Annotated in this window: 7 protein-coding genes and 1 rRNA gene; 3 read left to right on the forward strand and 5 right to left on the reverse strand. The window is 74.4% G+C overall.

The genetic code is table 11. The features are described 5' to 3' along the window. Positions 1-8: 8 nt before the first annotated feature. Both LPA42_RS07595 and LPA42_RS07600 read right to left on the reverse strand, forming a co-directional pair. Positions 9-3,077 carry a DUF11 domain-containing protein gene (locus LPA42_RS07595; protein ID WP_228986443.1) on the reverse strand — a complete coding sequence of 1,023 codons (3,069 nt, stop codon included), beginning with the start codon at positions 3,075-3,077 and terminating at the stop codon, positions 9-11. Positions 3,078-3,281: 204 nt separating this feature from the next. After that, positions 3,282-3,902 carry a response regulator transcription factor gene (locus LPA42_RS07600; RefSeq protein WP_077935084.1) on the reverse strand — a complete coding sequence of 207 codons (621 nt, stop codon included), beginning with the start codon at positions 3,900-3,902 and terminating at the stop codon, positions 3,282-3,284. 167 nt (positions 3,903-4,069) lie between these two features. Here LPA42_RS07600 and LPA42_RS07605 point away from each other — a divergent pair, with 167 nt between their 5' ends. Then, positions 4,070-5,377, forward strand: a complete 1,308-nt coding sequence (locus LPA42_RS07605; protein WP_144082475.1) for a hydrolytic protein — start codon at positions 4,070-4,072, stop codon at positions 5,375-5,377. Positions 5,378-5,410: 33 nt separating this feature from the next. Here the strand turns inward: LPA42_RS07605 and argS are convergent, their stop codons facing one another. From argS to LPA42_RS07620, 3 genes are all read right to left on the reverse strand, one after another. Beyond that, positions 5,411-7,141: an arginine--tRNA ligase gene (gene argS, locus LPA42_RS07610; RefSeq protein WP_077935089.1), complete on the reverse strand. Its 1,731-nt coding sequence runs from the start codon at positions 7,139-7,141 to the stop codon at positions 5,411-5,413. 317 nt (positions 7,142-7,458) lie between these two features. Continuing rightward, positions 7,459-8,517: a tryptophan--tRNA ligase gene (trpS, locus tag LPA42_RS07615; RefSeq protein WP_077935082.1), complete on the reverse strand. Its 1,059-nt coding sequence runs from the start codon at positions 8,515-8,517 to the stop codon at positions 7,459-7,461. Positions 8,518-8,613: 96 nt separating this feature from the next. Next, complete coding sequence (locus tag LPA42_RS07620; protein WP_176734417.1) at positions 8,614-8,787, reverse strand: hypothetical protein; 174 nt, start codon at positions 8,785-8,787, stop codon at positions 8,614-8,616. 92 nt (positions 8,788-8,879) lie between these two features. Between LPA42_RS07620 and LPA42_RS07625 the strand changes: the two genes are divergently transcribed. Both LPA42_RS07625 and LPA42_RS07630 read left to right on the forward strand, forming a co-directional pair. After that, positions 8,880-9,128 (forward strand): SCO4848 family membrane protein, encoded by a 249-nt coding sequence (locus LPA42_RS07625; RefSeq protein WP_043960735.1) that lies wholly within the window; start codon positions 8,880-8,882, stop codon positions 9,126-9,128. 654 nt (positions 9,129-9,782) lie between these two features. Further along, positions 9,783-10,103 (forward strand): 16S ribosomal RNA (locus LPA42_RS07630); the annotation flags it as partial.

Here is a 10,103-nt window from a genome sequence, read left to right on the forward strand (position 1 = left end):
TCGTCCCCTCACCAGCCACGGAACAGCAGGCCGGGCGGCTGCTGGGCGGGCAGGATCACCCGGAAGTCGGTGCGGACGGTGCCGAACCCCGCGCCGGTGGCCAGGATCCTTCGGGGGCCGAGCTGGTCGCGCGGCACCACCAGCAGCTGCGCGGCGAAGGTGCCGTCGGCCGCCGGCACGGCCGGGTTCGCCGCCGCGGTCAGGCCGACGTCCCAGGCCAGCCGCACCGGCACGCCGGGCGGGAAGTCGGTGCCCCGGACCGAGGTGACGAAGCCGGGCGGCCCGATGGCCGGCACGGCGACGATCCGGGGCTGCAGCACCCGGAACGGCGCCTGGGCGGTGTCGTCGAGACCCCCGTCGGCGGCCACCGTGCCGCGCACCGTCGTCGAGGTGGCCGCGCCCGGGGCCAGCACGAACTCCAGGGACCGGCCAGCGCCCGGGGCGAGGTCGGGGACCGGGCAAAAGGCCGCGGAGCACCCCGCCGGCCGGCTGCGCACCGGCACCCCCGCCGGCAGGGCGGGGGTGATCCGGATTCCGGTCGCCGGCCGGCCGCCGGTGTTGCGGACCGTGTAGGTCACCGTGACCGTCCCACCCACGTACGCCGGGACGGGGTCGACCGTGACCGTGATGTCGAGGCCCGCCGCCGGTGGGCTGGTGGGCGGCGGACCCGTCGGCGTCGCCGTGGCCGTCGGGGTCGGCGTCGGGGTGGCCGGGGGCGGGGTGGTCGTCGGCGGGGGGACCGGGACGACCGTCACCGGCACCGACGCCGTGTTGTCCGACGGTCGGGCGTCGGCCGTCCAACCACCGACCGTCCACTCCACCGGGTACGTCCCGGCGGTCACCCCGGTCAGCTCCACGCGTACCCGCACCGTGTTGCCCAGCCCGATCGGCCCCAGGTCGCAGCCCGGCGGGGCGAGCTGGCAGGAGCCCACCTCCGGCTCCAGCACGGTGACCCGGACCCCGTCGGGCACCCGCAGGTCGAGGCGGACGTTCGCCGCCGGGGTCGGCCCCCGGTCGGTCACCGTCAGCGTCAGCGTCGTCCGCTCGCCGACCCGCACCGGCGCGGGCGGCTCCGCCACGTCCGTGGCCAGGTCCACCGACCTCTGCCAGGTCGGCTTCCGGTGCCGGCCGGGGAACTCCCAGGTCAGCCCGTCGAAGACGGCGGTGTCGAAGTCGTACGTCTTGACGTACTCGGGGCTGGCCGGGTCGGTGTACCGGCGCGAGTTGAGGGCGAGCCGGTGCCCGTCCGGCGACCAGGCGACGTCCCGGGGCCGGTGCGGGCCGTCCGGCGGGGCGACCAGCGGGCCGGCGCAGCCCGCCCCGGGGGTCTGCGGCGCCAGCACCCGGCAGTCGTCGCCGTCGGTGCCGGTGACCACCAGCCCGTCGGGGCCCCGCCCGAACGCGATCCGGCCGCCGTCCGGGGAGAAGCTCGGCCCGTAGTCCGCCCCGACGCACCCGGGGCAGCCGATGGCGGTCAGGTCCCGCTGCCCGCTGCCGTCGCGGGCGTCGACCGTCCACACGTGACTGTCGGCCGCCGCCCCGTCCGGCTGGCCCCGCACCAGGGCCAGCGTCGACCCGTCCGGCGACCAGGCCGGCTGGCTGTCGGAGCGGCCCGGGTCGCCGCCCGACGGCACGGTGAGCACGCGCTGCCCGGTGGTCACGTCCGCCACCACCACCCGGCTGGGCCCGCCCGGCCCGGCCAGCGCGTACGCGACGCGGGTGCCGTCCGGCGACCACACCGGGTCGGTCTCGACGTCGGCGTCCCCGCGACCGGCGAGGGGAAGCAACCGGGGATTGCCGCCGTCGGCGTCGACCACCCAGAGGCGGGACACCCGGTTGCCGCCCACGGTCTCGAACCGGTTCACCACGATCCGCCGGCCGTCCGGCGAGTAGTCGGGGCGGGCCGTCCACGGGTCGCCGTCGACGGGCCGCCACAGCAGGTCCGGATCCGTCGCCGCCCCCGGGTCCTCCCGCAGCACGGTCAGCCCCAGGTCACGGGGGTCGGTGGCGTCGGGACGGACGTCCTGCAACGTCACCGTGTACCGGTCCGGTGCGGTCGTCCGGCTGACCACCAGCACCGGCGTGCCGGCACCCGGCGGGACATACCAGGCGGGGTGGCCGACGAGGCGGTCCTCGGCGAGGCGCAGCACCGCCTCGCACGGGCACCAGTCGGGGCGCGGCACCCCCGTGTAGACCAGGTCGGCCGCCCCCCGCGTGCCGTCGTCGGTGGTCCGGCTCAGGAACGCCAGGGTCGTCCCGTCCGGCGACCAGCTCGGCTGGTGGCTGTCCCACGACGGGGCGAGCAGCAGGCGGTCGTCGCCCCCGACGGTGTTGATCAGGTGGATCTGCCGGGCGTCCGGGTCCTGCGGCGCGGCCGTGTACGCGATCCGGTCGTGCGCCGGGTCCGGATCCCACGCGGGCTCCCCGGCCCCCTCCGGCCGGGCGGTCAGCGCCGTCACCGGCCCGCCGTCGACCGGCATCCGGTGCACCTGCGGCACGCCCGCGTCGTCGCGCCGCTCGAACGCCAGCGTCGTGCCGTCGGGTGACCAGGTGGGCCGGCGGTTGTCGTTGGTGCCGTCGGTGACCTGCCGCAGCCCGGTGCCGTCGACGCCGACCACGAAGATGTCGTGCCAGCTCCCCACGCCCTCCCGGGTCTGCTCGAAGGCGACCCGGGTGCCGTCCGGCGACACCGACGGCGCCCCGGCGACCTGCACCGGGTCGTCCACCAGGCAGGTCGGCTCCCCCGAGCCACGGCGCACCCAGAGCTGGGCCAGCTCCGACCCGCGCCGGCTGACCCAGACGACCACGTCCCCCGTGGCGGACACCTCGTCGTCGAAGTGCGCCGGGCCGCCGCCGAACAGCGGCGGCGCGGTCGCCTCCGCCCCGGCGCCGGAGACCACGCCGATGCTGCGGTGCCCGGTGCCCAGGTAGGCCACCCGCAGGTCGGTGACCGGCGGCGGGTCGGCCGGCTCGGCGTACGACGCCCGGTCGGGCGGGACGCCCAGCGCCCACGCGCCCAGCAACGCGGCGACCGCCGTCGCGGCGGCGACGAGGGGAGACCTTCGGGTGGGACGCAATCGGCACCTCGACGGGAGACGGCGGGCGGGCGGCCACGTCGCGCAGGGCCCAGAGGGCCATCGTGGCCGCCCGCCGCCGCCCGGCACAGGGACCGCCGGCCAGGGACCGGGGCAGAACCGCCGCCGGTACGGGCAACGCCCGCCCGCACCGGCGACCCCGGTCCCCGCCCGGCCGGCCCGCCGGTGCGGCCCGGATCCGGCCGGTCAGATCAGGTCGTGCCGCAGCGCGTACGCCACCGCGTGCGCCCGGTTGCGCAGGTGCAGCCGGGTCGTCATGCCGTGCACCACGTTCTTCACCGTCCGCTCCGAATACGACAGCTTCACCGCGATCTCCCGCGTCTCGAACCCGTCGGCGACCAGCCGCAGCACGTCCACCTCCCGCGAACTCAGCCCGCCCAGGCTCAACCCGCGCGGGTCGAGCACCTCCCGCTGGAGCCGGCGCATCTGGTTCAGCAGCCGACCGAGCAGGTCGGCGGGGACGCTCCCCTCGCCCCGCGCCGCCGACAGGATCACCTCGACCAGGCGGCCGGCGGACGCCTCGCTGCGGCGTACCACCCCCACCACCCCGCACTCGACGGCGGCCGACAGCTGGGCGTCGTCGATGGTGGCCGGCACCAGCACCAGCCGGTTCTGCTCCCGGCGCAGCCGCCGCAGGGCCTGCACCACCGGCGGGGTCAGGCTGTCCACGACGACCAGGGTGACCGCCGCGTCGGCGGCGTCCGCCTGGGCCAGGACCCTGACCTCCGAACGAACCGTGAGCTGCCCCGTCACGCCCGTCCACGAGATCGGATCCGTCGCGTGCACGTAGACCGGTATCCGCTGCATCCTCGCCTCCTCTCCCCGTGCCGACGGCCGGCGCGCCGACGGCACGGCGAGTATGGGCGCGATGTCTTTGCGTGTACTTAACGTCGCCCGGCGGGCAGCGACCTCTGCCCGCCGTCGTACCCCGATGGCCCCTGACAGGCCACAGAAGCGCTCCTACGCTCCAGCAGATGCGCGCATCGGCGAATCTGGCCAGCACCTCCGTGAGCGTCGCCCCCGGCGGCGAGGTCGAGGTCCCGGTCACCGTGCGGAACGCCGGCGACACGGTCGAGGCGTACCGGTTCGAGATCCTCGGTGTGCCGGGCGAGTGGGTGACCGTGCAGCCGCCCACCCTCAACCTCTACCCGGCGGGCTCGGACACCGTCACGGTCACCTTCCGCCCGCCCCGCTCCGCCCGGGTGGACGCCGGCGACCGGCCCTTCGGCGTCCGCGTGGTCCCCGCCGAATACCCCGACTCGGCGGTGGTGGAGGAGGGCGTCCTCACCGTCGAGCCGTTCTCGGAGCTGGCCGCGCAGGTGCAGCCGCCGTCGCACGGCGGGCTGCGCGGGGCCCGCTACCGCATCGACACCGACAACCTCGGCAACGTGACCGAGCAGGTCGGCCTCGCCGCCGCCGAGGGCACCGACCAGGTGACGTTCGCGCTGCCCGCCGAGCCGGTCACCGTGCCCAACGGCACCCGCGCCGAGACCCCCCTCCGGGTACGCGCCCGCCGGCTGCTCTGGTGGGGCGCGCCGAAGGAGTACCCGTTCGCCGTCGAGCTGCGCACCTCGGACGGCCGGGCCCGTGGCCTCGACGCCGTCTTCGTCCAGCGCCCGATCATCTCGGCCGGGCTGCTGAAGCTGTTGGCGGCCCTGCTCGCGCTGCTCCTGGCGCTGCTGGCCCTCTGGTTCGGGCTGCTGCGCCCGCAGGTGGAGACCGCCGCCCGGGAGGCGGTGGAGGCGGAGCAGGCCCGGCAGGTCGCGCGGGGCGAACCGGTGCCCAGCGCCGCGCCGAACCCGGCCCCGACGACCACCCCGCCCGGTGCCGGCACCCCGGGCGGCGGCACCCCCGGCGACGGCAGCACCGACGGCAGCGGGGTGGGCGGCCCCGCCGGTGCCGGTGGCCTCGGCGGGGAGCAGTTCTCCGTCGCCATCACCTTCCGCACCAGCCCCAACGGCTCGGCGGAGCGCAGCTACACCGTCCCGGCGGGCAAGACGTTCCTGCTCACCGACTTCCTGGTCGACAACGTGCAGGGCGACGAGGGCACGCTGACGGTCACCGCGAACCAGGTGCGGGTGGTCACCTACGCCCTGGAGAACTTCCGCAACCAGGACTACCACTCGGTCACCCCGATCCGCGTTCCCGCCCGGGGCCGGGTGACCCTCACGGTGGTCTGCCGCCGCCCCGGCACCCCGGCCAACGCCCCCCGCGCCACCACCTGCCGCGAGTCGCTCTACCTCAACGGCATCCTCCGGGACAACCCGGACCCGGAGGACTGACCGTGAGCGCCTGGCCGCCGTTCCCCGCGCGCCTCACATCCGTTCCGGGGTGCGGATGCCCAGCAGGTCCAGGCCCTGCCGCAGCACCCGCGCGGTCAGCCCGCACAGCACCAGCCGGCCCTCCCGGACGGCCCCCTCCGCGCGCAGCACCGGGCACCGCTCGTAGAACGCGCTGAACGTCGCCGCCACCCGGTGCAGGTGGCCGGCGAGCTGGTGAAACTCCAACGTCCGTTCCACCTCGACCACCACCGGGGCGAAGCCGAGCAGCGCGAACACCAGTGCGCGCTCCGCCGGGTCCGCCAGCGGCACCCGTACGGCTTCCACCGCCGCCGGCAACCCGTCCGCCCCCGCCCGCCGGAAGAGCGACCGGATCCGCGCGTACGCGTACTGCAGGTACGGGGCGGTGTTGCCGTCCAGGGACAGCATCCGGTCCCAGTCGAAGACGTAGTCCCGGTGCCGGTCGGTCGCGAGGTCCGCGTACTTCACCGCGCCGATGCCGACCGCCCGGCCCACCTCGGCCACCTCCGCGGCATCCAGCCCGGGGTTCTTGCGCCGGGCCAACGCGGTGGCCCGAGCCACCGCCTCGTCCAGCAGGTCGGCCAGCTTCACCGGGGCGCCTGCCCGGCTGCGGAGCATCCGCCCGTCGGCGCCGAGGACCGAACCGAAGCCCACATGTTCGGCGCGGGCCGCCCCGGGCAGCCAGCCGGCCGCAGCGGCTACCACGAAGACCATCTCGAAGTGCCGCCGTTGCGGCAGGCCCACCACGTACAGCAGCCGGGTGGCTCCCAGCTCGCCGGTCCGGTACCGCAGCGCGGCCAGGTCCGTGGCCGGATAGCCGTACCCGCCGTCCCGCTTGCGGACGATCAGCGGCAGCGGCTCCCCGTCCCGGCCCACCGAGCCGGGCGGGAAGACGCAGGCCGCGCCGTCGCTGTCCCGGAGCAGCCCGAGCCGGTCCAGCTCCTCGACCACCGGACCGAGCATCGGCTGGTAGCGGCTCTCCCCCTGGAAGTCCCGCTCGGTGAGCGTCACGTCCAACGCCCGGTACACCCCCAGGAAGTAACCCTCCGACCGGCCGACCAGCAGCCGCCACAGCCGTACCGTCCGCTCGTCGCCGGCCTGCAGGGCGACCACCCGCAGCCGGGACCGGGCCCGGAACCCCTCGTCCGCGTCGAACTTCGCCCGCGCGGCCCGGTAGAACGAGTCCAGGTCGCCCACCGACAGCTCGGCCGCCCCGTCGGCCTCCCCGAGGTCCAGCAGGTGCTCGATCAGCATCCCGAACGGCGTCCCCCAGTCGCCCAGGTGGTTGGCCCGGATCACCCGGTGGCCCCGCCACCGCAGCAGCCGGGCCGTCGCGTCCCCGATGATCGTCGACCGCAGGTGCCCGACGTGCATCTCCTTGGCCACGTTCGGTGCCGAGTAGTCGATCAGCACCGTCTCCGGTCCGGCGACGCGCGGCACGCCGAGCCGGGGATCGCCGACGAGCCCGGCGACCGCCGCGCCGAGGGCCTGGTCGGCGACGGTCAGGTTGATGAACCCCGGCCCCGACACCTCCGCCGCCGCGCACAGGTCGCCCAGGACCGCCCGGCCCAGCACCTCGGCGGCGATCTCGCGGGGCGGGCGGCCGAGCCGCCGGGCCAGCGCCAGGGCCGCGTCCGACTGGTAGTCGGCGTGCGCCGAGCGCCGCACGGCCGGGTCGACCGGGCCGCCGGCCACCGCCGCGAACGCGGGCGTCAGCCGGTCGGCCAGCAACTTCTCCAGATCCATGGGTACGCCGATCTCGCTCGGGCCCGCCGTCGGACGGACCACCGGAAGGGACTCCGCCGGAGCGAGAGCCTGATCGGGTACGCGACCGGCGGCTCGATCCGCCGGTCGCAGGAGAACGTGGGTCAGCTCAGCGTCGACGGGGGCTCGTCCGAGCCCGGCGTCGTTCGCGGCGCACCGATCCGACCGGGGCGTCCTGGGACGCGTCGGTGGTGGCGTGGCTGCCGCGGCTGATCACGTGGCGGAGCATAGCCGGCCGGCCCGGTGGACGCCGCCGCGTTTCCCGCTCCGGCCGGCCCGCTCCCGGCGTACCCGATGAGTCAGGTCCGGGTGCCCGCGGCCCGGCGGGCGCGCTCGGCCCGCCGCCGCACCTGCTGGTACGCCCCCGTGAGCCCCATCGCCCGACGGACTTCGACCAGGGTGCGCCGCACCTCGGCCCGGGTCCGCTCCGTGCCGTCGACGATGAGCTGGTCGACCAGCCCGGTGTCGGCCTCGATCCGGGCCCGCCGTTCCCGGATCGGGTCGAGGAACCGGTTGAGCGCCACCGCGAGCTGCTCCTTGACCTCGACGTCGCCGACCCGACCGGCCCGGTACCGCTCCTTCAGGTCCGCCACCTGCGCCCGGTCGGGGTTGAACACGTCGTGGTACGCGAACACCGGGTTCCCCTCCACCGTGCCCGGGACGTCCGCGCGCACCCGGTTCGGGTCGGTGTACATCCCCATGACCGCCCGGCGGACGGTGGCCGCGTCGGCGGAGAGCGAGATCGTGTTGCCCAGGCTCTTGCTCATCTTCCGCTGGCCGTCCGTGCCGACCAGCGACGGCGTCTCGGCGGCGATCGTCTCCGGCACGGGGAAGACCTCCCCGTAGAGGTGGTTGAACCGGCGGGCGATCTCCCGGGTGACCTCGACGTGCGCCGCGTTGTCCTTCCCGACGGGCACCACCTGCCCCTTCACGCAGAGGATGTCGGCGGCCTGGAGGACGGGGTAGCCGAGCAACCCGTACGGCATCTCCTCCTTGCCGGCGGCCCGGGCCATGTCCTTGAGCGACGGCACCCGTTCCAGCCGGGGCACGGTCACCAGGTTCTGCAGCAGGGTGTTCAGGTCGCCGACCTCGGGGATGGCCGACTGGAGGTAGAACGTGGCCCGCGCCGGGTCGACGCCGGCGGCGAGGATGTCCGTGACCATCTCCCGGGCGTTGCGGGACACCGCGGCGATGTCCTCGCGGGTGTTGCGGGTGGTCAGCATGTGCAGGTCGGCGATGATGAAGAAGCTCTCGTAACGCTGGTGCAGCCGCACCCGGTTGGCGATGCTGCCGACGTAGTGGCCGAGGTGCAGCCGCCCGGTCGGGCGGTCACCGGTGAGCATCCGTGCGACGGACATGGGGATGTGCCTTTCGTGCCGTGGAAGCGGTGGGAGGCGCGCGGGCGCGCACCGACCTCGGGCGAAGGCCCGTCGGAGGTCGGGTGGATCGGCTCGTCAGATCAGGGAGCCGGTGCGCCATCGCCCGCCGGCGCGGAACCGCAGTCCGCCGGCACGCAGGACGTCCAGGATGCGCTCGCGGCCGTCGCCGGAGCTGCCGGGCGGCACCGGCGCGGCACCCACCGGGAGGCCGTCGACGGCCTCCGGCGCGAGGGTGCAGGGCCGGACCACGCCTCCACGATAGACCGCCGGGCCGCCGTCCGTGCGCCCCTCACAGACCAAACGGGGTACGCGTCGCAGGTCCGCTGGCATACTCGCGGACCATGGTGTTGTCGCGCGGCTGGGCGCTCTTCCTCGTCGGGGTCGGTGTGTGGACGTGGGTGATCTGGCCCCGGTTCGCCGTCGCCATCTGGAACGACCCCCGCGCGTGGGCCGGCGGTGTCGTGGGCGAGGGGACGCCCACCGGGTTCCTCTGGATCCACGCCCTGTTGATCGCGGCGTCGCTGGCGATCGGCACTACGGTCGGTGTCCTCGGCGTACGGGGCTGGCGGGGCGCACGCAGCCGGGGCTGACCCGCTGAGCTGCGGGTATCTTCGGTCACGAATGGTGTGACGCGGGCCTCTACCCCCCGATTTGACGTTGAAACCCCGGGACGCGTAACTTTCTCTCTGCCAGCGCGGAACGGACGAAACAGGGCGAAAGTCCTGGGAGGCCGGAGCGCCGGACAGCACAGCTCGACCCTCCGGGGGCGAGCCGGGCGGGGCCACCGGATCTGCCGCAGGGCGGATTTGGAGCGGCGAAACCGACCGGGTAAGGTTGACGACCGGCGGGGAACCGGGCGAGATCGTGGGAGACCACGACGGCCGGCCTGCCAAATCCGATGATCACGAGCAGTGGTTCGCCGCTGCGCGCGCTCAGCGGGGCCGGATCCGTACGAAGCACGACAGACCGGGACACACGGTTTGACACGGCAGGGACGGTGAGGTAACGTAGTAAAAGTGCCCAGCGCGGAAGCGGGGGGCACGGACTGAACGAGATGCCCCGGATGGGGCCCCCGAGTTCGGGGGTTTCGGATGGTGTGTGGTTGTTCTTTGAGAACTCAACAGGGTGCTTGATAAGCCAGTGCCAAGTAGTTTGATACCCCGCACTGGGTCGGCCTTCGGGTTGGTCTGGTGGGGATTCCTTTGGCAACACTTTGTTGTCGGGATGGATTGTTCAACAGGTTTTTGTTGGAGAGTTTGATCCTGGCTCAGGACGAACGCTGGCGGCGTGCTTAACACATGCAAGTCGAGCGGAAAGGCCCTTCGGGGTACTCGAGCGGCGAACGGGTGAGTAACACGTGAGCAACCTGCCCTAGGCTTTGGGATAACCCTCGGAAACGGGGGCTAATACCGAATAGGACCTGACCTCGCATGGGGTTGGGTGGAAAGTTTTTCGGCCTGGGATGGGCTCGCGGCCTATCAGCTTGTTGGTGGGGTGATGGCCTACCAAGGCGACGACGGGTAGCCGGCCTGAGAGGGCGACCGGCCACACTGGGACTGAGACAC

It is taken from the genome of Micromonospora sp. DH13, assembly GCF_020873825.1.
In the GTDB taxonomy this organism is placed as follows: Bacteria; Actinomycetota; Actinomycetes; order Mycobacteriales; family Micromonosporaceae; genus Micromonospora; species Micromonospora haikouensis.